The 23,090-nt window shown below is 63.5% G+C and carries 24 protein-coding genes; 22 read left to right on the forward strand and 2 right to left on the reverse strand.

Annotated features, from left to right (window positions below):
• Positions 1-2: 2 nt before the first annotated feature.
• Positions 3-1,355 (reverse strand): bifunctional UDP-N-acetylglucosamine diphosphorylase/glucosamine-1-phosphate N-acetyltransferase GlmU, encoded by a 1,353-nt coding sequence (gene glmU, locus AC2FM3_RS02915; RefSeq protein WP_496678918.1) that lies wholly within the window; start codon positions 1,353-1,355, stop codon positions 3-5.
• Positions 1,356-1,488: 133 nt separating this feature from the next.
• Between glmU and AC2FM3_RS02920 the strand changes: the two genes are divergently transcribed.
• The 3 genes from AC2FM3_RS02920 to AC2FM3_RS02930 all read left to right on the forward strand — a co-directional run bounded on the left by AC2FM3_RS02920 (position 1,489) and on the right by AC2FM3_RS02930 (position 4,712).
• Entirely contained in the window at positions 1,489-2,160 is a 672-nt protein-coding gene (locus AC2FM3_RS02920; protein WP_149776861.1) for an HAD-IA family hydrolase, read from the forward strand.
• A 40-nt stretch (positions 2,161-2,200) separates the two neighbouring features.
• Complete coding sequence (locus AC2FM3_RS02925) at positions 2,201-3,391, forward strand: DegT/DnrJ/EryC1/StrS family aminotransferase (protein ID WP_496678920.1); 1,191 nt, start codon at positions 2,201-2,203, stop codon at positions 3,389-3,391.
• Positions 3,392-3,548: 157 nt separating this feature from the next.
• Positions 3,549-4,712, forward strand: a complete 1,164-nt coding sequence (locus AC2FM3_RS02930) for an isovaleryl-CoA dehydrogenase (protein ID WP_496678921.1) — start codon at positions 3,549-3,551, stop codon at positions 4,710-4,712.
• 51 nt (positions 4,713-4,763) lie between these two features.
• Here the strand turns inward: AC2FM3_RS02930 and AC2FM3_RS02935 are convergent, their stop codons facing one another.
• Positions 4,764-5,369 carry an OmpW/AlkL family protein gene (locus AC2FM3_RS02935; RefSeq protein ID WP_496678923.1) on the reverse strand — a complete coding sequence of 202 codons (606 nt, stop codon included), beginning with the start codon at positions 5,367-5,369 and terminating at the stop codon, positions 4,764-4,766.
• Between the two features lie 205 nt (positions 5,370-5,574).
• Between AC2FM3_RS02935 and AC2FM3_RS02940 the strand changes: the two genes are divergently transcribed.
• From AC2FM3_RS02940 to nuoG, 19 genes are all read left to right on the forward strand, one after another.
• The gene (locus AC2FM3_RS02940; RefSeq protein WP_496678925.1) at positions 5,575-7,038 is read left to right on the forward strand and encodes an AMP-binding protein; all 1,464 of its coding nucleotides are present in this window, start codon (positions 5,575-5,577) and stop codon (positions 7,036-7,038) included.
• Positions 7,028-7,828, forward strand: coding sequence for a hypothetical protein (locus AC2FM3_RS02945; RefSeq protein ID WP_496678926.1), 801 nt, complete (start codon positions 7,028-7,030; stop codon positions 7,826-7,828). The genes AC2FM3_RS02940 and AC2FM3_RS02945 overlap by 11 nt, the downstream gene beginning before the upstream one ends.
• Positions 7,825-9,429: a carboxyl transferase domain-containing protein gene (locus tag AC2FM3_RS02950; RefSeq protein WP_496678927.1), complete on the forward strand. Its 1,605-nt coding sequence runs from the start codon at positions 7,825-7,827 to the stop codon at positions 9,427-9,429. Before AC2FM3_RS02945 ends, AC2FM3_RS02950 begins: the two co-directional genes overlap by 4 nt.
• Before the next feature lie 13 nt (positions 9,430-9,442).
• Positions 9,443-9,859 (forward strand): ASCH domain-containing protein, encoded by a 417-nt coding sequence (locus AC2FM3_RS02955; RefSeq protein WP_496678929.1) that lies wholly within the window; start codon positions 9,443-9,445, stop codon positions 9,857-9,859.
• Positions 9,860-9,864: 5 nt separating this feature from the next.
• Positions 9,865-11,796, forward strand: coding sequence for an acetyl/propionyl/methylcrotonyl-CoA carboxylase subunit alpha (locus tag AC2FM3_RS02960; RefSeq protein WP_496678931.1), 1,932 nt, complete (start codon positions 9,865-9,867; stop codon positions 11,794-11,796).
• A gap of 57 nt (positions 11,797-11,853) precedes the next feature.
• The gene (locus AC2FM3_RS02965) at positions 11,854-12,708 is read left to right on the forward strand and encodes a hydroxymethylglutaryl-CoA lyase (protein ID WP_005984063.1); all 855 of its coding nucleotides are present in this window, start codon (positions 11,854-11,856) and stop codon (positions 12,706-12,708) included.
• 9 nt (positions 12,709-12,717) lie between these two features.
• Entirely contained in the window at positions 12,718-13,506 is a 789-nt protein-coding gene (locus AC2FM3_RS02970) for a crotonase/enoyl-CoA hydratase family protein (RefSeq protein ID WP_496678932.1), read from the forward strand.
• 187 nt (positions 13,507-13,693) lie between these two features.
• A complete protein-coding gene (locus tag AC2FM3_RS02975) occupies positions 13,694-14,059 on the forward strand; it encodes an NADH-quinone oxidoreductase subunit A (protein WP_093964903.1) in 366 nt (121 codons plus the stop codon).
• Positions 14,050-14,583 carry a NuoB/complex I 20 kDa subunit family protein gene (locus AC2FM3_RS02980; protein ID WP_093964904.1) on the forward strand — a complete coding sequence of 178 codons (534 nt, stop codon included), beginning with the start codon at positions 14,050-14,052 and terminating at the stop codon, positions 14,581-14,583. The genes AC2FM3_RS02975 and AC2FM3_RS02980 overlap by 10 nt, the downstream gene beginning before the upstream one ends.
• Positions 14,584-14,595: 12 nt before the next feature.
• Positions 14,596-15,201 (forward strand): NADH-quinone oxidoreductase subunit C, encoded by a 606-nt coding sequence (locus tag AC2FM3_RS02985; RefSeq protein ID WP_496678933.1) that lies wholly within the window; start codon positions 14,596-14,598, stop codon positions 15,199-15,201.
• The gene (locus tag AC2FM3_RS02990; protein WP_068347518.1) at positions 15,202-15,375 is read left to right on the forward strand and encodes an NADH dehydrogenase; all 174 of its coding nucleotides are present in this window, start codon (positions 15,202-15,204) and stop codon (positions 15,373-15,375) included.
• Between the two features lie 213 nt (positions 15,376-15,588).
• Positions 15,589-16,803, forward strand: coding sequence for an NADH-quinone oxidoreductase subunit D (locus AC2FM3_RS02995; protein WP_496678951.1), 1,215 nt, complete (start codon positions 15,589-15,591; stop codon positions 16,801-16,803).
• Positions 16,803-17,951 (forward strand): NADH-quinone oxidoreductase subunit E, encoded by a 1,149-nt coding sequence (locus AC2FM3_RS03000; protein ID WP_496678935.1) that lies wholly within the window; start codon positions 16,803-16,805, stop codon positions 17,949-17,951. Before AC2FM3_RS02995 ends, AC2FM3_RS03000 begins: the two co-directional genes overlap by 1 nt.
• Positions 17,952-17,983: 32 nt before the next feature.
• Positions 17,984-18,211 carry a DUF5337 domain-containing protein gene (locus AC2FM3_RS03005; RefSeq protein ID WP_496678937.1) on the forward strand — a complete coding sequence of 76 codons (228 nt, stop codon included), beginning with the start codon at positions 17,984-17,986 and terminating at the stop codon, positions 18,209-18,211.
• A gap of 6 nt (positions 18,212-18,217) precedes the next feature.
• A complete protein-coding gene (gene nuoF / locus AC2FM3_RS03010; RefSeq protein ID WP_496678939.1) occupies positions 18,218-19,516 on the forward strand; it encodes an NADH-quinone oxidoreductase subunit NuoF in 1,299 nt (432 codons plus the stop codon).
• Positions 19,517-19,521: 5 nt separating this feature from the next.
• Positions 19,522-19,938 carry an MAPEG family protein gene (locus tag AC2FM3_RS03015; RefSeq protein WP_496678940.1) on the forward strand — a complete coding sequence of 139 codons (417 nt, stop codon included), beginning with the start codon at positions 19,522-19,524 and terminating at the stop codon, positions 19,936-19,938.
• Positions 19,938-20,315, forward strand: coding sequence for a hypothetical protein (locus tag AC2FM3_RS03020; protein ID WP_496678942.1), 378 nt, complete (start codon positions 19,938-19,940; stop codon positions 20,313-20,315). The genes AC2FM3_RS03015 and AC2FM3_RS03020 overlap by 1 nt, the downstream gene beginning before the upstream one ends.
• Positions 20,312-20,818, forward strand: coding sequence for a DUF5333 domain-containing protein (locus AC2FM3_RS03025; RefSeq protein WP_496678944.1), 507 nt, complete (start codon positions 20,312-20,314; stop codon positions 20,816-20,818). The genes AC2FM3_RS03020 and AC2FM3_RS03025 overlap by 4 nt, the downstream gene beginning before the upstream one ends.
• A 3-nt stretch (positions 20,819-20,821) precedes the next feature.
• A complete protein-coding gene (nuoG, locus tag AC2FM3_RS03030) occupies positions 20,822-22,807 on the forward strand; it encodes an NADH-quinone oxidoreductase subunit NuoG (protein WP_496678945.1) in 1,986 nt (661 codons plus the stop codon).
• The last annotated feature ends 283 nt before the right edge of the window (positions 22,808-23,090 follow it).

Raw genomic sequence — 23,090 nt, forward strand, 5'->3', positions numbered from 1 at the left:
ACTCAGGCTCCCTTGTCCCGGCGTGCCTTTTTCGCCTTCAGCATCTCGAACAGCTTGCGGGCATAGCCCGGCTTGTTTTCCTGTTTGGCGCGACCCACCGCCAGGGCGTCGGGTTCGACGTCGCGGGTCACGATGGTGCCGGTGGCCGTCATCGCGCCGCTGCCCACGGTGACCGGGGCCACCAGCATAGTGTTCGAACCGACAAAGACGTTCTCGCCGATCGTCGTGCGGTGCTTCATCACGCCGTCATAGTTGCAGGTGATGGTGCCCGCGCCGATATTCGTACCCGCGCCCACCGACGCATCGCCGACATAGCTGAGGTGATTGACCTTGGCGCCCTCGTCGATCTGGGCATTCTTGATCTCGACGAAATTGCCAATACGCGTGTTCTCGGCCAGTTCCGCCCCAGGGCGCAACCGGGCATAGGGGCCGACTATGGCGCCGCGGCTGACATGGCAGCCTTCCAGGTGCGAAAACGCCCGGATCGTCGCGCCGCTTTCGACGGTGACACCGGGGCCGAAGACCACGTTTGGTTCGATCACCGTGTCGCGGCCGATCACCGTATCGGCGGCCAGATAGACCGTCTCGGGGGCCATCAGGGTGACGCCCAGATCCAGCAACTCGGCCCGGGCGCGGGCCTGGAACACGGCGTCGGCGGCGGCCAGATCAGCGCGCGAGTTCACGCCCAGCGTCTGCGCCTCGTCGCACGAAACGGCGGTGACCTTCAGGCCGCGGTCGCGCGCGATCTCGACCACGTCGGTCAGATAGTATTCGCCCGAGGCGTTGTCGTTTCCGACCGCGTCGATCAGGTCGAACAGGGTGCCCGCGTCACAGGCCAGAAGGCCTGAGTTGCAGAAGGTTATGGCGCGTTCTTCATCTGAAGCATCCTTGAACTCGACGATCCGCTCCAGGGCGTCGCCGTTCATCACCAAACGGCCGTACCGGGCCGGGTCGGCGGCCTCGAAGCCAAGGATCACCAGATCGTTGTCAGCCCGCGCGGCGATCATGCGCTCCAGCGTGTCGGGCTGCAGAAACGGGGTGTCGCCGTACAGAACGACCACGTCGCCGATGAACCCGTCCAGCGCCTCGCGCGCTTGGGCGACGGCATGGGCGGTGCCCAACTGTTGGTCCTGCACGACGATGCGCGCGTCTTCATCCTCGGCCTGCGCGACCTTGGCCACCGCCTGCGAGCCGTGGCCGGTGACGATGACCGTGCGTTCGGGTGCCAGGACCGAACCGGCGCGCATGGCGTGCACCAGCATCGGAACCTGGGCGATCGGGTGCAAAACCTTTGGGATGTCCGAATTCATCCGGGTGCCTTTTCCGGCGGCAAGGATGACAAGGGCAGTGCTCATGAATGCGTTTTCTCTTTTGTTTTGTCGCGGTCCGTTTTATCCGCTGGGGGCAGGGGCGCAAGCCGTTCGGCCATCAAACAAGATTGCCGTTTGCAACACGACATGGCGGAAAACTGCCGAGCAAGGAGACAAAATGCGCACGGTCATCTTCGATCTGGACGGGACTTTGGCCGATACGTCGGGCGATCTGCTGGCGGCGGCGAACCATTGTTTCCGGCAGATGGGGCATGGTGATGTGCTGGTGCACGGGCAGGATGCTGCGGTGGCTTTGCGCGGCGGGCGGATGATGCTGACCCATGGGCTGAAACGCGTGGGCGCCTATGACGAAGAGACCGTGAACGCCTATTACCCGGTCCTGCTCGAGGCCTATGGACAGGCTATCGACACCCACACCACCTTCTATCCCGGCGCGCTGCAGGCGGTCGAAGCGCTGAAAGCCGCCGGATACGGTGTCGGCATCTGCACCAACAAGCCCGAGGCGCTGGCCGAGCTGCTGATGACACGGCTGGGCGCGCGGGCGCTGTTCGGCTCGCTGGTGGGGGCGGATACGCTGCCGGTGCGCAAGCCCGACCCCGCCCCGCTGCGTGAAGCCGCGCGCCGGGCCGGGGGACATCCCGACCACTGCATCCTGGTGGGCGACTCGGATACCGACAGGAACACGGCCCGTGCCGCCGGGGTGCCGTCGATCCTTGTGACCTTCGGCCCGTCAGGCGATGACATGGCTGCGCTGCAGCCCGAGGCGCTGCTGCACCATTTCGACGATCTGCCCGCAATCGTCGCCGAGCTTGTGGGCGCGGCGGCCTGATCTCTTGACCCGCGCTGCGACTGGCCTCACAAACGACGCCATGACCGAGCGATTTTCTGGCAGTTTCACCCAGCAGGAGCCAATCCCCGACGCGGCGATCGAGGCGGCGCTGGCCGTTCTGCGCCACGGGCGGCTTCACCGCTACAACGTGGCCCCCGGAGAGGTGAGCGAAACCGCCCTTCTGGAACAGGAATTTGCCGTGCAGATGGGGGCGAAATACTGTCTGGCCGTGTCGTCGGGCGGCTATGCGCTGGCCACGGCCCTGCGTGCCGTGGGTGTCCAGCCGGGGGACGCGGTTCTGACCAACGCCTTCACGCTGGCCCCTGTGCCGGGGGCGATTGCTTCGGTCAATGCGCGCCCGGTTTTTGTGGGCGTGACCGAGGGGCTGACCATCGATCTGGACGATCTGGCGGCCAAGCTGGACCGCGCCAAGGTTTTGATGCTCAGCCACATGCGCGGGCATCTGTGTGACATGGACCGGTTGATGCAGATGTGCGACGCAGCCGGGGTGACGGTGATCGAGGATTGCGCCCACACGATGGGCGCCGTCTGGCGTGGGCAGTTGTCCGGCCGGCAGGGAGCGATCGGCTGCTATTCCTGCCAGACCTACAAACATGTGAACTCGGGCGAGGGTGGTCTGTTGATCACCGATGACGAGATGCTGGCGGCCAAGGCCACGATGCTGTCGGGCTCGTACATGCTGTATGAACGCCACCTTGCGGCGCCGGCTCCCGAGGTTTTCGAGCGGATCAAGTACACCACGCCAAACGTGTCGGGGCGGATGGACAATCTACGCGCGGCGATCCTGCGCCCCCAGTTGCGCAATCTGGACCAGCAGGTACGGCGCTGGAACGAACGCTATGCCGAGATCGAAGCGGGCCTGCGCGGCACGCCCGGCCTGACCATCGTCGAGCGGCCTGCGGAGGAAAGATATGTAGGCTCGTCGATCCAGTTCCTTCTGCTGGATTGGGCGTCTGAGCAGATCGCCGAGGTTTTGAGGCGCTGCGCCGATCGCGGGGTCGAGTTGAAGTGGTTCGGCGGGGCCGAGCCAACCGGGTTTACCTCGCGCTATGACAGCTGGCGTTATGCCGAGTCGGAACGGATGCCCGAGACCGACCGGATTCTGCGCGGGGTCATCGACATGCGCGTTCCGCTCACCTTCTCGCTGGACGATTGCCGCCTGATTGCCGGCATCATCCGCGCCGAGGTCGGCGCCGTTTTCCAACAGTAATTCAATAGAGTGCGCCATGCGGCGCACGCCCGAACCCTGCAAAAGCCACCCGAGGGGCGGCTTTTTCATTTGGGTCACGCGATGATTGACCGCGAGGGGAAAGGTCTGTATCAGTTTATTGAACACCTGTTCATTAACGCGAGAGAGGAGAGCGCGGATGTTCACGGCGACAATGCAATTCGATCTGGGTGAAGATGTGAACGCGCTGCGCGAGATGGTGCACCGCTGGGCGCAGGAGCGGGTCAAGCCGATGGCGGCCGAGATCGACAAGACCAACGCCTTTCCCAACGAACTGTGGAAGGAAATGGGTGACTTGGGGCTGCTGGGCATCACCGTGCCCGAGGAATACGGCGGGGCGGGCATGTCTTACTTGGCCCATGTCGTGGCTGTCGAGGAGATCGCGCGGGCCTCGGCCTCGGTTTCGTTGTCCTACGGGGCGCATTCCAACCTGTGCGTCAACCAGATCAAGCTGAACGGCAACGAAGAGCAGAAGAAGAAATACCTGCCGCGCTTGGTTTCGGGCGACCATGTGGGCGCACTGGCCATGTCCGAGGCCGGTGCCGGGTCGGACGTGGTCTCGATGAAGCTGCGCGCCGAAAAGCGCAATGACCATTACCGCCTGAACGGCAACAAATACTGGATCACGAACGGCCCGGATGCCGATACGCTGGTCGTCTATGCCAAGACCGACCCGGAGGCCGGGTCCAAGGGCATCACGGCCTTCCTCATCGAGAAAGAGATGAAAGGGTTCTCGACCTCGCCCCATTTCGACAAGCTGGGGATGCGCGGGTCGAACACGGCCGAGCTGATCTTTGAAGATGTCGAGGTGCCGTTCGAGAACGTTTTGGGCGAAGAGGGCAAGGGCGTTGCCGTGCTGATGTCAGGCCTCGACTATGAACGGGTGGTTCTGGCCGGGATCGGTACCGGAATCATGGCAGCCAGTCTGGACGAGATCATGCCTTACATGGCCGAGCGCAAGCAGTTCGGCAAACCGATCGGAACCTTCCAGCTGATGCAGGGCAAGATCGCCGACATGTACACGGCGATGAACTCGGCGCGTGCCTACATCTATGAGGTGGCCAAGGCCTGTGACCGGGGCGACGTGACCCGTCAGGATGCGGCGGCGTGCTGCCTCTATGCGTCCGAGCAGGCGATGGTTCAGGCCCATCAGGCGGTGCAGGCGATGGGTGGGGCCGGATTCCTGTCGGATGCGGCGGTCAGCCGGATCTTCCGCGATGCCAAGCTGATGGAGATCGGCGCGGGCACCAGCGAGATCCGCCGGATGCTGATCGGCCGTGAGCTGATGAACGAGATGCTATGAAGAAAAACGCCTCGCCGACGAGGTCACGGCGAGGCGTATCCGATCGAAGGATCAGAAGCGATGGACGTAGGACACGCCAACCAGCCACGGATCGACCTCGGCCTTGCCGATGTTCGCGCCGTTCAGCGTGACGTCCGAGTCGATGTCGAACCAGCGGACGTTCAGGCGAACCGCGCCCTTGTCCGTGACCATGTAGTCCAGACCGGCTTGCAGCGACACGCCGAACGAGTCGTCGACCTTGAGATCGCCCAGCGGCGATTCCTCGTCGAAGAAGATGGTGTAGTTCAGACCGGCACCGACATAGGGCTTCCAGGCACTGTTGGTCGGGAAGTGATAGTTCAGCGACAGGGTGGGCGGCAGGTGCTTGACGCTGCCGGCATCGACGCTTCCGCCCAGCGTGACGTCATGCTTGAACGGGGTTGCGGCCAGCAACTCGATGCCCAAGTTGTCGCGGATGAAATACTCGGCGGTGAAGATCGGGCGGGTGTCCGAGTCGATGTCGGTGCTAAATCCGGCCAGCGTACCGTTGTCGGATTTCGGGTCCAGGTACCCGATGCCGATACCCAAGGTCCAGTCGCCCTCCGACTGGGCGAAGGCGGGGGCCGACAGGGCGGCGACGGCGGCGGAAAGCGCGAGGATGGCGAGTTTCTTGGTCATTTTCATGCCTTTGGGTTAGTTGACGCGCCCAGTGTTTCAGGTCGGTCGGGTCGGGACACTGATCTGAGTCAAAATCTGCCTTTTGTTTTGTTTGAGAAAATGCGTTCAAGGCATAAGAAATTAAGGGGTAAATCCATTGCATCCCACTAGACGCATACCAGGTTTGCACCGGGGTGGGGGCTGGGTGATTCCGCCCGGGTTGAACATGGCGCGTCAGTGCCTCTCGCAGCCAGCCGAGCAGGTGGCTATCCTTGATCTATCTTCTGTGGTTACGACCGAGATCACCTATGGTGAACTTGAACAAATGACCGATCGGCTGGCGCGCGGGTTGCTCCGCAGAGTGCAACCCGGCGACCGGGTCGGCGTGCTGCTCAGTCAGTCACCGTGGTGCGCGGCCGCGCATCTGGCCATCTGGAAGATAGGGGCAATCTCGGTGCCGTTGTTCAAGCTGTTCAAGCGCGATGCCCTAGCCTCGCGCATCGGCGATGCGGGGGCCGGGTATGTGCTGACCGACGGCGAGGGCGCCGATATGTTGGGCGATCTGGCGCAGCCGCTGATCGTGTCAGAACTGGGGGCGGACGGGCCCGCCGTGGATTTTGCTGACACCGGTCCCGAGGACCCGGCGGTGCTGATCTATACCTCGGGCACGACGGGCAAGCCCAAGGGGGCGCTGCATGGGCACCGAGTGCTGACTGGGCATCTGCCGGGCGTGTCCATCAGCCACAACCACCTGCGTGCGGGCGACTGCCTGTGGACACCGGCCGACTGGGCCTGGATCGGCGGGTTGTTCGACGTGCTGATGCCGGGGCTGGCGCTGGGCATTCCGGTCGTCGCTGCGCGGCTCGACAAGTTCACCCCCGAGGCCTGCGCGGAGGTGATCAAGCGCGGCGGCGTGCGCAACGTGTTCTTTCCTCCCACGGCGCTGCGGATACTCAAGGCTGCGGATATAGATATCCCCGGCCTGCGGTCCGTGGCCTCGGGTGGCGAGCCACTCGGCGCGGAAATGTTGGCGTGGGGGCAGCGGGCCTTTGGCCTGGCGATCAACGAATTCTACGGCCAGACCGAATGCAATATGGTCGTCTCGTCCTGTGCCGAGGATTTCCCCGCGCGCCCGGGCTGTATCGGCAAGCCAGTGCCGGGCCACGAGGTCGCGGTGATCGACGCCGCAGGCAAGCCGACCGACGCCGAGGGTGATGTGGCCATCCGGCGTGGCTCGGCCTCGATGCTGCTGGAATACTGGAACAACCCGCAGGCCACGGCCGAGAAGTTTCGCGGCGATTGGCTGGTCACCGGTGACCGCGGCGTGTGGGAGGGCGACTATCTGCGCTTTGTCGGCCGCGAGGATGACGTGATCACCTCGGCGGGATACCGCATCGGCCCGGCCGAGATCGAGGATTGCCTGCTGACCCATCCGGCGGTGGCCACCGTGGGCGTGGTCGGCAAACCCGACCCGCTGCGGACCGAGATCGTGAAGGCCTATGTGGTGCTGAAACCGGGGTCCGAGGCCTCGGAACAAGAGCTACAGGATTGGGTCAAGGACCGTCTGGCACATTATTCCTACCCGCGAGAGGTGGCTTTTGTGCAAGACTTGCCTTTGACCGTGACGGGGAAAGTCATTCGCAAGGAATTGAAACGTCGCGCGTCCGAGGAGATGTGCCATGGCAGATAAATCCAGCGTCCGGACCGGAGTCGAGTTCAGCGCGACCGTCATCGCGGTTATTGGGGCCTTTTGGGCCGGAAAGACCTATTTCGAAACCTGGATGCGAGACACGATCGACAAGGCGGTCGAAGAAAAGGTTGCCGTCATCGAAAAACTGCAAGTGGCTGATCTGCTGATTTTTTACGGCTACCCGGACGAGGCCATATCGGAATTGCGCAAGATCGCCGGTCGGGTCGCCAGGCTGGATGCCGAAGATAAACGCAGGATCGCGTTTTATGACAACTATCTGGATGCGGTGGCCGACTCGGAGGGCACGCTGAAATACGAACCGGAAATCCGGATGCTGCACGACGTCTTCAGCAACGAGATGCAGACCGATGGCTGGCATGACGAGAAGCTGGCCTATGTCGCGATGTTCCTGCCTGAGGCGCAGGCGGATGACGGGTATTTCGGTCGTCAGGTCGTTGGGCGGCTCAAACTCGCGGTCAACCAATACGAGGCAGACGACGACTATGAGAGCCTTGGGAGCGCCTATCGCAACCTGTCGCTGGCCTATCTGTGCCGCGGAGAACAGGACAAGGCCGTCGAGGCGATGGAAATGGCGGCCGAGATGCAGCCGTTCGAATATTATTTCATGGTTCCGATGTGGGATCTCGAGGATTTCCTCGAAGAGCCGGAAATCAAGAAGCTGGACACCGTCTGCTCCAGCAACGTGTCGCAGGGCTATGCGCGCATCATGCAGAGCTTTGGCGTCAGCGAAAACCCCGTTCGCGAATTTCTGAGAGAGTATACCAGATGAAGCTGCGATCTTCCGCTTTGCCCTCGTCCGATGGCTTTAAGCAAAACCGTGCCGCGCACCTTGAGGCGTTGGCGCAGATCTCTGACGCCGCCGAGGCCGCGCGCATGGGCGGGGGCGAGAAATCGCGCGAACGCCATGTGTCGCGGGGCAAGATGCTGCCCCGGCGGCGGGTGGCGAACCTGCTGGACCCGGGGTCTCCGTTCCTGGAAATCGGCGCGACGGCGGCGCATGGCATGTATGACGGTGCGGCCCCTTGTGCCGGTGTCATTGCGGGCATCGGCCGGGTGCAGGGGCAAGAGGTCATGGTGGTCTGCAACGACGCCACCGTGAAGGGCGGCACCTATTATCCGATGACGGTCAAAAAGCACCTGCGCGCGCAGGAGATCGCCGAGGAAAACCATCTGCCCTGCATCTATCTGGTCGACAGCGGCGGCGCGAACCTGCCCAACCAGGATGAGGTCTTTCCCGACCGCGACCATTTCGGCCGCATCTTCTACAACCAGGCACGGATGAGCGCCAAGGGCATCCCGCAGATTGCTGTGGTGATGGGCTCGTGTACCGCGGGCGGCGCCTATGTGCCGGCCATGTCCGACGTCACGATCATCGTCAAGGAACAGGGCACGATCTTTCTGGCCGGCCCGCCGCTGGTCAAGGCGGCGACGGGCGAGGTCGTCAGCGCCGAAGACCTGGGCGGCGGCGACGTGCACACGCGCCTTTCGGGTGTGGCCGATTATCTGGCTGAGGATGATGCCCACGCGCTGGCTCTGGCCCGCCGAGCCGTTGGCTCGTTGAACCGGAACAAGCCGCAGACGGTGGATTGGGCCAGCCCCGAAGACCCGGCCTATGACCCCGAGGAAATCCTGGGCGTTGTCCCGGCCGATCTGCGCACGCCGTACGACATCCGCGAGGTGATCGCGCGCTTGGTCGATGGCTCGCGTTTTGACGAGTTCAAGCCTCGGTTCGGCGAGACGCTGGTGACCGGCTTCGCCCATGTCAAAGGCTGCCCCGTCGGGATCATCGCCAACAACGGCGTGCTGTTTTCCGAGGCCGCGCAGAAAGGCGCGCATTTCGTGGAACTGTGCAGCCAGCGCAAGATCCCGCTGGTTTTCCTGCAAAACATCACCGGGTTCATGGTGGGCCGCAAGTACGAGAATGAAGGCATCGCGCGCCATGGCGCCAAGATGGTGACCGCCGTGGCCACCACAAGCGTGCCCAAGATCACCATGCTGGTGGGCGGCTCTTTCGGGGCCGGGAACTATGGCATGGCGGGGCGCGCCTATCAGCCCCGTTTCCTGTGGACGTGGCCGAATAGCCGTATCTCGGTCATGGGTGGCGAGCAGGCCGCCGGTGTTCTTGCAACGGTCAAACGCGACGGGATCGAACGGCAGGGCGGCACATGGTCGGCCGAGGAAGAGGCCGAATTCAAACGCCCGACGCTCGAGATGTTCGAGGAGCAGTCGCACCCGCTCTATGCTTCTGCCCGGCTGTGGGATGACGGCATCATTGACCCGCGCAAAAGTCGCGATGTGCTGGCCCTGTCGATGAGCGCCGCACTGAACGCACCCATCGAGGACACGCGCTTTGGCGTGTTCCGGATGTAGAAGGGGCGGTTCGATGCTGGAAAGTTTGAAAGAAAGATACCCTGGGGCCGAGACTTTTCAGTTCGGCGACAGCCGGGCATTGTGCGACGACTTGCTGGCTCTGGTCCGCTCGGGGCGCAAGACCGCGACATGTGGCGCGTTGCGTACCTTTGCGGCGGGTGGCGAGGCAATGCCGCAGGTTGGCCGCCGCGACATCGCTTTGGACTGGGACGGACAGCCCGCGCTGGTCATCGAAACGGTCGATGTGACGGTCCGGCGCTATTGCGAGGTGGACGAGGCGTTTGCCCTGGCCGAGGGCGAAAACGACAGCCTGAAAGGCTGGCGCGAGGATCATCGCAGATATTTCGAAAGAAACGGCGGCTTCGACCCAAGGATGGAGTTGGTCTGCGAACGGTTTCGCCTTGTGGAAGATCTGGCAGGGAAAGGGTAACGGCCATGTTTGACAAGATCCTGATCGCCAACCGGGGCGAGATTGCCTGCCGGGTCATCGAAACTGCGCACAAGATGGGCGTGGCCTGCGTTGCCGTGTATTCAGATGCGGACGCGGCCGCCAAGCATGTGCAGATGGCGGATGAGGCCGTGCATATTGGCGGAGCGGCTCCGGCCGACAGCTATCTGAAAGGCGACGTGATCATTCAGGCCGCGCTGGACACCGGCGCGCAGGCGATCCACCCAGGGTACGGGTTTCTGTCCGAGAACCCCGATTTCGTAGATGCAGTTCAGGCGGCGGGCCTGATCTTCATCGGCCCCTCGGCGGATGCAATCCGCAAAATGGGTCTGAAGGATGCCGCCAAGGCGTTGATGGAGCAGGCTGGCGTCCCGGTCGTGCCCGGCTATCACGGCGATAACCAGGACCCCGAGCATCTGGCCGGTGCGGCCGACACGATCGGCTATCCGGTTCTGATCAAGGCGGTGGCCGGCGGTGGTGGCAAGGGGATGCGGCTGGTCGAGAAACCCGCGGATTTCGCGGCCGCCCTGGACAGTGCCCGGGGCGAGGCCAAGACCGCCTTTGGCAATGATGCCGTTCTGGTCGAGAAATTCGTGGCCAAGCCCCGCCATATCGAGGTTCAGGTCTTTGGCGACGGCACCAATGCCGTGCATCTGTTCGAGCGTGACTGCTCGCTGCAGCGCCGCCACCAGAAGGTGATCGAGGAAGCACCGGCCCCCGGAATGACGCCCGAGATGCGCGAAGCGATGGGCCGGGCGGGCGTGCGCGCGGCCGAGGCCATCGGCTACAAGGGCGCTGGCACCGTGGAGTTCATCGTCGATGCCTCGGACGGTCTGCGCCCCGACCGCTTCTGGTTTATGGAGATGAACACCCGCCTGCAGGTCGAACACCCGGTGACCGAGGCCATCACCGGCATCGACCTGGTCGAATGGCAGTTGCGGGTTGCGGCGGGGGAAAGCCTGCCCAAGCGGCAAAGCGAACTGTCGATCAACGGCCATGCCTTCGAGGCCCGGCTCTATGCCGAGGACGTACCCAAAGGGTTCCTGCCCGCGACGGGCACCCTGACCCATCTGGAGTTTCCGCACGGCTGCCGCGCCGACAGCGGCGTGCGGGCGGGCGACACGATCAGCCCATGGTATGACCCGATGATCGCCAAGGTGATCGTGCACGGCCCGACCCGCGCGGTGGCATTGGAACAACTGCACCGCGCGCTGCGCCAAACGCAGGTGGCGGGAACCGTCACCAACCTGTCTTTCCTGGGCGCACTGACCCGGCACGCCGGGTTTGCGGCAGGCGATGTCGATACCGGGTTGATCGGCCGCGATCTGGACGATCTGGTGCGCGAAACCGCCGTCAGCCCGGCAATGACCGTTGCGGCCGCGATGGCCGCGACCGGACTGGACAAACCCGCCGAGGACACCGGGTTTACCCTCTGGGCCCCGCTGCACCGGGCGCTTCAGCTGAAGCGCGACGGCGAGGTTCTGGATCTGGACGTCCAGGTCGCAGGGCCGGACCGGCAGGACTGGCAGGTGGGCGGGACCACCGTGATCGCCGAACGGGTCAATGGCCGCTGGATCATCGACGGCCAGCCGATGCCGCCGGTTGCGATTGCAGGCCACGATGTCACCGTGTTCGACGCCTATGGCGTGAGCTTCGAGGTACTGGACCCGCTGGACCGCGACGTCAGCGCCGCCGGTGATACCAACGTGGTCGAGGCTCCGATGCCTGGGCTGGTCAAGGCGGTATTCGCCGCGCCGGGACAGGCGGTGAAGGAGGGCGACCGGCTGGCCATCCTCGAGGCGATGAAGATGGAGCATTCGCTGCTGGCCGCCCGCGACGGTGTCGTGGCCGAGGTTCTGGCCGAGGCCGGATCGCAGGTCGAGGCCGGCGCGGCGCTGGTCCGGCTGGAAGACGACTGAAACCCTGAACGCCCGCCCTGAACGGGGCGGGCCGGGACTGAACAGGAGGGCACCGCCATGGCGGAACGTGTCGAGATTTTCGAAGTGGGGCCGCGCGACGGGCTGCAGAACGAAAAGCGCGAAATCCCGGTTTCCGAGAAGATCGCGCTGGTCGACTGCCTCAGCCGGGCGGGGTTCAGCCGGATCGAGGTGGCCAGTTTCGTTTCGCCCAAATGGGTGCCGCAGATGGCCGGCAGCGCCGAGGTTCTGGCCGGGATCACCCGCGCCCCCGGCGTGCGCTATGCCGCGCTGACCCCGAACATGCGCGGCTATGAGGACGCGCTGGCTGCCGGGGCGGATGAAATCGCGGTGTTTGCCTCGGCCTCCGAGGGGTTTTCCAAGGCCAACATCAACGCGACCATCGCCGAATCCATCGAGCGGTTCGTCCCGATCCTCGAGGCGGCGCGCCATATCGACCTGCCGGTGCGGGGATACGTCTCTTGCGTGACCGACTGCCCCTATGACGGGCCGACGCCGCCTGCCAAAGTGGCCGAGGTGGCCGACCTGCTGTTTTCGCACGGCTGTTACGAGATCTCGCTGGGCGACACGATCGGCCAGGGGACACCCGACAGCATCGCACGGATGCTGCTGGCGGTGCGTGAATATGTGCCCGCGACCCGCCTGGCCGGGCATTTCCACGACACCAACGGGCGCGCGATTGACAATATAGACGCTTCGCTTGCGCTGGGCGTCCGGGTGTTCGACGCAGCCGTGGGCGGATTGGGCGGCTGCCCCTACGCACCGGGCGCGGCCGGGAATGTGGCCACCGAAGCCGTGGCCGCGCATCTGGAGCGGCTGGGCTATGACACCGGACTGGACGCCGCCGTGCTGAACGAAGCGGCGGAAATGGCCCGCGCAATGCGGGCGGGATAAGAGGCTGACATGTTTGAGACCATCTCGATCTCCACCGACCCGCGCGGGGTTGCCACGCTGACGCTGAACCGGCCGGAAAAACACAACGCGATGTCGTCGCAGATGATCGCCGAACTGACCCGGGCCGCCGCGCAACTGGGGAAAACCGACGACGTGCGTGTCGTAGTTCTGACCGGCGCGGGCAAGAGCTTCTGCGCTGGGGGTGACTTGGGCTGGATGCAGGCCCAAATGGCCGCCGATCCCGAGACCCGCTTTGTCGAGGCACGCAAGCTGGCCGAGATGCTGAACGCCCTGAACACCCTGCGAAAACCGTTGATCGGCGCGCTTCAGGGCAACGCCTTTGGCGGTGGCGTGGGCATGGCCGCGGTCTGCGACGTGGCCGTCGGCGTGGACAGCCTGAAGATGGGGCTGACCGAAACCCGGCTGGGGCTGATTCCGGCCACCATCGGCCCCTATGTCATCGCCCGCATGGGCGAGGCCCGCGCGCGGCGCGTGTTCATGTCGGCCCGTCTGTTCGACGCGGCCGAGGCGGTATATCTTGGTCTGCTCGCGCGGGCCGTTCCGGCGGATGAGCTGGATGCCGCGATCGAAGCCGAAGTGCAGCCCTATCTGTCCTGTGCGCCGGGCGCCGTGGCCTCGGCCAAGGCGTTGGTTCGGGACCTCGGGCCGCGCATCGACGACGCGGTGATCGACCACACGATCCGGGCGCTGGTCGACCGATGGGAAACGGACGAGGCGCATGAGGGAATCAGCGCTTTCTTCGACAAGCGAAAACCTTCATGGAATAGTGAGGTTTGACCGTCCGCGACCATTTGAAGCCAAGGGCTTGCGCCTAGTGCAGCGCTGGGCGTTGGCAAGCCGAATATTCGGTGCCATGCGCGCTTGTGCTCGGTTGACCCTCTGACCCCGCGCGGATAGAGAATGTCCAGTCAACACGCCAATTGACGGCGCGTCTCGTTCGGGATGCGCAGGAAAGGAGCCACTCGTGGAAGAGCTGTTGCGGGAATATCTCCCGATCCTGGTGTTTCTGGCCGTCGCCGTGGGCCTTGGAATCGTCCTGATTCTGGCCGCCGTCGTTCTGGCAGTCCGCAATCCCGACCCCGAAAAGGTCAGCGCCTATGAATGCGGGTTCAACGCGTTCGACGATGCGCGGATGAAGTTCGATGTCCGATTCTATCTGGTTTCGATCCTGTTCATCATCTTCGACCTTGAGATTGCGTTCCTGTTTCCCTGGGCCGTGGGCTTCAAGGATATCAGCGATGTCGGCTTCTGGTCGATGATGGTGTTCCTGGGCGTTCTGACCATCGGCTTTGCCTATGAATGGAAGAAGGGGGCCTTGGAATGGGAGTGATGACGGGTGCAAACACCGCGGGCGTTGACAAGGAAGTCGCCACCCAGGCCCTGAACGCCGAGTTGCAGGACAAAGGGTTCCTGCTGACCTCGTCCGAGGACATCATCAACTGGGCGCGCACCGGCTCGCTGCACTGGATGACCTTCGGCCTGGCCTGCTGCGCGGTCGAGATGATGCACACCTCGATGCCGCGCTACGATGCCGAACGCTTCGGCATCGCGCCGCGTGCATCCCCGCGCCAGTCGGACGTGATGATCGTGGCAGGCACTCTGACCAACAAGATGGCGCCGGCTCTGCGCAAGGTCTATGATCAGATGCCCGAGCCGCGCTATGTCATCTCGATGGGATCCTGCGCCAATGGCGGCGGGTATTACCACTATTCCTATTCGGTGGTGCGCGGCTGCGACCGCATCGTTCCGGTGGACATCTACGTTCCCGGCTGCCCGCCGACCGCCGAGGCGCTGCTGTATGGTCTGTTGCAGTTGCAACGCAAGATCCGCCGCACCGGCACCATCGTGCGCTGAGGAGGAACCCTGATGAGCGAAGCACTCAAGGAACTTGGCGCACTGATCGAAATCAAGCGGCCCGACTGCGTCCTGTCATGGGACGTCAGCTTTGGTGAGTTGAGCGTCGATGTGGCCCCGTCGAACCTGGTTGAATTCGTCGAGTATCTGAAGTCTGACCAGAACTGCAAATTCTCGACCCTCGTCGACATCACCGCCGTGGACTATCCCGAGCGGGCCAAGCGGTTCGACGTCGTCTATCACTTCCTCTCGATGTATCAGAACCATCGCATCCGGCTGCGGGTCTCGGTCCGCGAGGACGAGATGGTGCCCTCGATCGTCGATGTGCACCCGTCCGCCAACTGGTTCGAGCGCGAAGTGTTCGACATGTTCGGCATCCTGTTCTCGGGCCATCCGGACCTGCGGCGCATCCTGACCGACTACGGGTTCCGGGGATACCCACTGCGCAAGGATTTCCCGACCACCGGTTACACCGAGGTTCGCTATGACGAGGCGCAGAAGCGCGTGGTCTATGAGCCAGTCTCGCTGGTTCAGGAATTCCGCCAGTTCGACTTCATGAGCCCGTGGGAGGGTGCGAATTACATTCTGCCGGGGGACGAAAAGCAGGAGACCAAGTAAATGGGCGGCATCTGGTGGCTGATCCTTTCGGCGCTGACCATCATCCCGATGGTCAAGCTTCTGCCGTTTTTCGGGATCAACAAATACTGGGCGCTGGCCTGTCTGGTTCCCTTCGGCACGATCGCCCTTTTGTGGTGGATGGGTCTGAAGCTGCAGGAACTGGAGCGCCGCTGAGATGCTGACGATGCTTGGAGAACTGGTTGTAATTGGGGCTCTGGGCGCGTTGTTGGCCGGGGCGGCGGTGAAAGCGGCAGACGCCGAAAGGGTCCGGGTTCGGGCCGAGGCAAAGAAGAAAAACCGGGGGCGGCGCTGAGGCCCTCGCTTGCCGGACCGGTCCGGCACGAACGGAACAGCCGGGGTTGATCCCCGGACAGGAGAGACACGATGATGGATGGCGGCAAGGGCTTCGAAGACGCTCTGACGGGCGAACAGAAGATCCGCAACTTCAACATCAATTTCGGCCCGCAGCACCCTGCGGCCCATGGCGTTCTGCGTCTGGTGCTGGAACTGGACGGCGAGATCGTCGAACGCTGCGACCCGCATATCGGCCTGCTGCACCGTGGCACCGAAAAGCTGATGGAAAGCCGGACCTATCTGCAGAACCTGCCGTATTTTGACCGTCTGGATTACGTGGCGCCGATGAACCAGGAACACGCCTGGTGCTTGGCCATCGAAAAGCTGACCGGGGTCGAAGTGCCGCGCCGCGCCTCGCTGATCCGGGTTCTGTATTCCGAGATCGGGCGCATCCTGAACCACCTGCTGAACGTGACGACACAGGCGATGGACGTTGGCGCGCTGACCCCGCCGCTATGGGGCTTCGAAGAGCGCGAAAAGCTGATGGTGTTCTATGAGCGCGCCTGCGGCGCCCGCCTGCACGCCGCCTATTTCCGCCCCGGTGGCGTTCACCAGGACCTGCCGCCCGAACTGCTTGACGATATCGAGGCCTGGAGCCATGCTTTCCCCGCTGTTCTGGATGATATCGACGGCCTGCTGACCGAGAACCGCATCTTCAAACAGCGCAACTGCGATATCGGTGTCGTAACCGAGGATGACATCCAGAAATACGGATTCTCGGGCGTGATGGTGCGCGGATCGGGCCTGGCCTGGGACCTGCGACGCGCGCAACCCTATGAATGCTACGACGAATTCGAGTTCCAGATTCCCGTCGGCAAGAATGGGGACTGCTATGACCGCTATCTCGTCCGCATGGAGGAGATGCGCCAGTCGGTGTCGATCATTCGTCAGGCCATCTCCAAGCTGCGCGACTGCCCCGGAGACGTTCTGGCGCGCGGCAAGATCACCCCGCCGAAACGCTCGGACATGAAGACCTCGATGGAAAGCCTGATCCATCACTTTAAGCTGTACACCGAAGGCTTCCACGTTCCGGCGGGCGAAGTCTATGCCGCCGTCGAAGCGCCCAAGGGCGAGTTCGGCGTCTATCTGGTCGCCGACGGCACCAACAAGCCGTACCGCGCCAAGCTGCGCGCGCCGGGCTATCTGCACCTGCAAGCCATGGACCACGTCGCCAAGGGCCACCAGCTGGCCGACGTCGCCGCGATCATCGGCACAATGGATGTCGTATTTGGAGAGATTGACCGCTAATGCTCCGCCGCCTGCACCCCGAACAACCCGAAAGCTTTGCCTTCACGCCCGCCAATCTGGACTGGGCCAAGGCTCAGATTACCAAGTACCCCGAGGGCCGTCAGGCCAGCGCGGTCATCCCGCTGCTGTGGCGCGCGCAAGAGCAGGAGGGCTGGCTCAGCCGCCCGGCCATCGAATATGTGGCCGAGATGCTGGACATGTCCTACATCCGGGTGCTTGAAGTTGCATCCTTCTACTTCATGTTTCAACTGCAACCAGTTGGTTCCGTTGCGCATATTCAGGTTTGCGGCACCACGTCCTGCATGATCTGCGGGGCCGAGGATCTGATCGCGGTCTGCCGCGAAAAGATCGCGCCCAAGCCTCATCAGCTGTCGGCGGACGGCAAGCTGAGCTGGGAAGAGGTCGAATGCCTGGGGTCGTGCTCGAACGCGCCGATGGCGCAGATCGGCAAGGACTACTACGAGGATCTGACCGCCGAGAGCTTTGCCCGCATCATCGATGATCTGGCTGCCGGCAAGGCGCCGGTTCCGGGTCCGCAGAACGGGCGCTATGCCGCCGAGCCCAAGGGCGGCTTGACCAGCCTGAAACAGTACGAGGCCGGCAAGTCCAAGTACAATGCCAGCGTTCAACTGGCCGCCGATCTGGGTGATACGGTCAAGCGCATCGATGGGACCGAGGTTCCGATCCTGACGCCATGGCTGGGCAAGGACGGCAAGGCCGCCGGCGCGAAAGCCGCGCCCAAGCCGCCCAAGGCGGCGGACCCGGGCAAGCCCGCGGCCCGTCAGGCCGCGCCCAAGAAATCCGCCAAGGCCGAGCCATCTTCGCCCGAGGGCGCCGCAGCTAGGCCCGCAACCGCCGAGACTCAGCCCGAAACGCTGACTGGTCCTCGTGGCGGCAAACCCGACGATCTGAAGCTGCTGAAGGGCGTAGGCCCGAAGCTCGAGCAGACGCTGAACGAACTGGGCTTTTACCACTATGACCAGATCGCGGCCTGGACGCCCGAACAGGTGGCCTGGGTAGATGCAAGGTTGAAATTCAAGGGCCGGATCGAACGCGACGGCTGGATCGAACAGGCGGCCAAGTTGGCGGCCGGCGAGGAAACCGAATTTGCCAAACGTGCCAAGAAAGAAGGCACTTACGAAGACTGAGAGACGGTGCCCGATACGGGCATCGGAGTGTGATGGACAAGGACAAGGAACAGGCCATCGCCCGCAAGGGCCGACATATCGGCGTGGTCATCGCGGTGACCATGCTGATGTGGCTTGCCGTGACCCTGTTCATCGGCCCGGCGCTGGAACTGCCGGGACGCTATGCGCTGCTGTTTGATTTCGCCGCGATCGCGGCTTTCATCTATGCGGGCGTCAACATTTTTCAACTCTGGCGCATGCGTCAGGACAGCCAAAGGTAACACGCGATGCTGAAGGATCAGGACCGGATCTTTACCAACATCTACGGGATGCACGAGCGCACGCTGAAGGGCGCCCAGGCCCGCGGGCATTGGGACGGCACCGCTGACCTGATCGCTAAAGGGCGCGACTGGATCATCCAGACGATGAAGGATTCGGGATTGCGCGGGCGTGGCGGCGCGGGCTTTCCGACCGGTCTGAAATGGTCGTTCATGCCAAAAGAAAGCGATGGCCGTCCGTCTTACCTTGTTGTGAACGCTGACGAATCCGAACCGGGCACCTGCAAGGACCGCGAGATCATGCGCCACGATCCGCACACGCTGATCGAAGGCTGCCTGATCGCGTCGTTCGCGATGAACGCGCATACCTGCTACATCTACATCCGGGGCGAGTACATCCGCGAGCGCGAGGCGCTGCAGGCCGCCATCGACGAGGCCTATGACGCCGGCCTGCTGGGCAAGAACGCGGCCGGCTCGGGCTGGGATTTCGACCTGTTCCTGCACCACGGCGCTGGCGCCTACATCTGCGGCGAGGAAACCGCGCTGCTGGAAAGCTTAGAAGGCAAGAAGGGCATGCCGCGCATGAAGCCGCCGTTCCCGGCGGGGGCGGGTCTGTATGGCTGCCCGACCACGGTGAACAACGTGGAATCCATTGCCGTCGTGCCCACGATTCTGCGCCGCGGTGCCGACTGGTTCGCCGGTTTCGGCCGCCAGAACAACGCGGGCACCAAGCTTTTTGCGATCTCGGGTCACGTCAACAACCCCTGCGTGGTCGAAGAGGCGATGTCGATCAGCTTCGAAGAACTGATCGAGACCCATTGCGGCGGCATCCGCGGTGGGTGGGACAACCTGTTGGCCGTGATCCCCGGTGGCTCGTCCGTGCCTTGCGTGCGCGGCGAGAACATGCGCGATGCGATCATGGATTTCGACTATCTGCGCAACGATCTGGGCTCGGGGCTGGGAACGGCGGCTGTGATCGTGATGGACAAGTCCACCGACATCATCAAGGCGATCTGGCGCCTATCGAAATTCTACAAGCACGAAAGCTGCGGCCAGTGCACGCCCTGCCGCGAAGGCACGGGCTGGATGATGCGCGTGATGGATCGCCTTGTCCGCGGCGAGGCCGAGCTGGAAGAGATCGACATGCTGTTCGAGGTGACCAAGCAGGTCGAAGGCCACACGATCTGTGCACTGGGGGACGCGGCCGCATGGCCGATCCAGGGCCTGATCCGCAACTTCCGCGAAGAAATCGAAGACCGCATCAAGGCCCGCAAATCGGGCCGTATGGGTGCGATGGCGGCGGAGTAGATCCGATGGAAGTATATTCCGAATACTCGCACGCGATTGCCGCGCTGGTGATCTTTACGCTGGTGGTCCTGCTGCTGGCGCCGTTCTCGGCGCTGGCCAAGCAGGGCAAGGGCCTGGCGCCAGGGGCGACGCCGGAACAGAACTATGCCGACAGTGCCTATCGTCTGAACCGCGCCTATCTTAACGGAACCGAAACTCTGCCCGCGTTCCTGACCGTGACTCTGGCGGCCATGCTGCTGGGGGTCAGCCCGGTCTGGGTGAACTGGCTGGCCTCGATCGCCTTGGTGGCGCGTCTGGTGATGCTGGTGGTTCATATCCGCGGCATTGGCAAACCGCACAGCGGCCTGCGAAGCGTTCTGTACGTTGTGGCCTGGGCATGCATGGCTGTGCTGGGCGTCATGGCTTTGGTGGCGGCGATCTGATGGCAAGGCTGATCCCTATTCTTGCCCGTGGTTGGGCCATTGCTCCGTTGACCGGTGTTTTGGCGGTTCTGGCGGTGCTGTCGGCCTGCGGTGGCAAGGCCGAGGATCGCGTGCTGTTCGATGGGCAGGCATTTCGCTCCAAGGCGAAGGCGGTCGACAAGAAAAGGTCGCCGGCCGATTTCACCGTGACGGTCAAGGGCGTGTCGGCTTCGTTGGACGGCGCGCGCGAAGCGGGGCGCTATGAGGCCACGCGGTTCTGTGTGCAGAATTTCGGGTCTTCCCGCATCGCCTGGAAAATCGGACCGGATGCCGAGCCGCAGACTCTGCGGATCGACAATGACAGCCTGACTTTTGCCGGGAAGTGTCAGCGGCCATGACCCATGCCATGTCATATCAGGTTCCGGCAGGCCGCGCGTTATTGCATAGCGGTCGAGGGAAGTGTCGTCTTGGGGAACCCAAGACGAAAGGATATGTCATGAAAGCTGCGAAACTTGCCGCCGTTGCCTGCGTCGTCGCGCTGCCTGCCGTGGCCGGAGCCAAACCGCCCTTGCGCGAAGTTAAAGAGATCGACGACTCGCTCTACTACATCGCCATCGCCAACGAGATTTCAGAAATCTGCCCGACAATCAGCGGGCGTCGTCTGAAGGCGATAGGCGTGATGTGGGGGCTGCGATCCAAAGCGAACCAGCTGGGATATTCGGATGCCGAGATCCGGGCCTATGTGGAATCGGATGCAGAAAAGGCGCGGATGCGCGCCAAGGGCGAGGCATACCTGGCTCAGAACGGCGTAAGCTATGCCGACACCGAAACTTTCTGTGCGCTGGGGCGCAGGGAAATCGAAAGAAACAGCGCCATTGGCGTGTATTTGAGGGCGAACTAGACCATGTCTGACCTCCGCAAGATCGTGATCGACGACAAGGAAATCGAAGTCGATGGTGCAATGACCCTGATCCAGGCCTGTGAACAGGCCGGGATCGAAGTGCCGCGTTTCTGCTATCACGAGCGCCTGTCGATCGCAGGCAACTGCCGCATGTGCCTTGTCGAGGTCGTGGGCGGCCCGCCCAAGCCCGCCGCCTCGTGCGCCATGCAGGTGCGCGATCTGCGCCCGGGGCCGGAAGGCCAGCCGCCGGTAGTCAAGACCAACTCGCCCATGGTCAAGAAGGCCCGCGAAGGCGTGATGGAGTTTCTGCTGATCAACCACCCGCTGGATTGCCCGATCTGCGACCAGGGCGGTGAATGCGATCTGCAGGATCAGGCGATGGCCTATGGCATCTCGGCCAGCCGGTTTCGCGAGGCCAAGCGCGCGGTGGACGATCTGGATCTTGGGCCGCTGGTGGGCACCGCCATGACCCGCTGCATCAGCTGCACCCGTTGCGTCCGCTTCACCACCGAGGTGGCGGGGGTCGATCAGATGGGGCAGACCGGTCGGGGCGAAGACGCCGAGATTACGACCTATCTGAACCAGACGTTGGACTCGAACCTTCAGGGCAACATCATCGACCTGTGTCCGGTGGGCGCGCTGACGTCGAAGCCTTATGCGTTCACCGCCCGTCCGTGGGAGCTGACCAAGACCGAATCAATCGACGTGATGGATGCTCTGGGCTCGAACATCCGGGTTGACACCAAGGGCCGCGTCGTGATGCGCATTCTGCCACGCAACCATGACGGCGTGAACGAAGAGTGGATTTCCGACAAGACACGCTTTGTCTGGGACGGGCTGCGCCGCCAGCGGCTGGACACGCCCTATATCCGCGAGAACGGCCTTTTGCGCCCGGCCAGCTGGACCGAGGCGCTTGCGGCCGCGGCGGACGCGATGAAGGGCAAGACCGTGGCCGGCCTTGTCGGCGACCTGGTTCCGGTCGAGGCCGCCTTTGCCCTGAAGCAGATGATCGAAGGGCTGGGTGGTAAGGTCGAGTGCCGAACCGACAATGCCCGCCTGCCCATCGGCAACCGCTCGGGCTATGTCGGAAATGTGGCGATCGAAGAGATCGATACCGCGAAAGAGATCATCCTGATCGGCACCAACCCGCGGCACGAAGCCCCGGTGCTGAACGCGCGCATCCGCAAGGCGTGGCTGGCCGGGGCCACGGTCAAGGTGATCGGTCCGGCGGTGGATCTGACCTATGACTATGACCATTTGGGTGAGGACCGCGCGGCTCTGGCCAAGGCAAAGGCAGGCAAGGATGCCATCGTGATCGTCGGGCAGGGCGCCGTGACCGAGGCCGACGGCCTAGCCGTTCTGGCTGCGGCCCAGGCCTTGTCGGGCCGCCTGTTCGTGCTGCACACGGCTGCGGCGCGGGTTGGTGCGATGGATGTGGGCGCCGTCACCGAAGGAGGAATCGAGGCAGCGATCGATGGGGCCGAGGTGATCTACAACCTCGGGGCCGACGAAATCGAGATCGAGGACGGCCCCTTCGTGATCTATCAGGGCAGCCACGGTGACCGCGGTGCCCACCGCGCGGACATCATCCTGCCCGGAGCCGCCTATACTGAGGAAAACGGGCTGTTCGTGAACACCGAAGGCCGCCCGCAATTGGCGATGCGCGCCGGGTTCGCCCCGGGCGAGGCCAAGGAAAACTGGGCGATCCTGCGGGCGCTTTCGGCCGAGCTGGGGCAGGCGCTGCCTTACGACTCGCTGGCGCAGCTGCGCACGGCGCTGGTCGCGGCGGTGCCGCATCTGGCGCAGATCGACCAAGTGCCCGAGAACGAAATGCAGCCGCTCGAGGCCGGGTCGTTGGGGCAGGCGACCTTCCGAACTGTGATCAAAGATTTCTATCTGACCAACCCGATCGCGCGGGCGTCGCAGCTGATGGCAGAGCTTTCGGCGCTGGCCAAGGCGCGCGGCAACCAGAAGATCGCGGCGGAATGAGTCTGGCGGCGTTCATACGGCAGAACAACGGCGCGCCGTTGCCCGCCGGCTCGTATGACGGGGCGGCGGCCGCGTCGTGTGCGCGACCGTTGAAACGGAAGAAAAAAGGTGGCGTACGGGCGGCGGATGCTGTTTACACCGACACGCCAAACCAACCGCTTGCGGTGCGAGTCTCTGGCCGTCGGGCTGGGCTTGGCGGCCACGGCGGCAAACGGAATACCCACGGTGTGAGGACCAATGGCTGAATTCTTTGACACCCCGGGCGGAATAGCCCTGATCATAC

The organism is Ruegeria sp. BHSB172 (genome assembly GCF_059613165.1).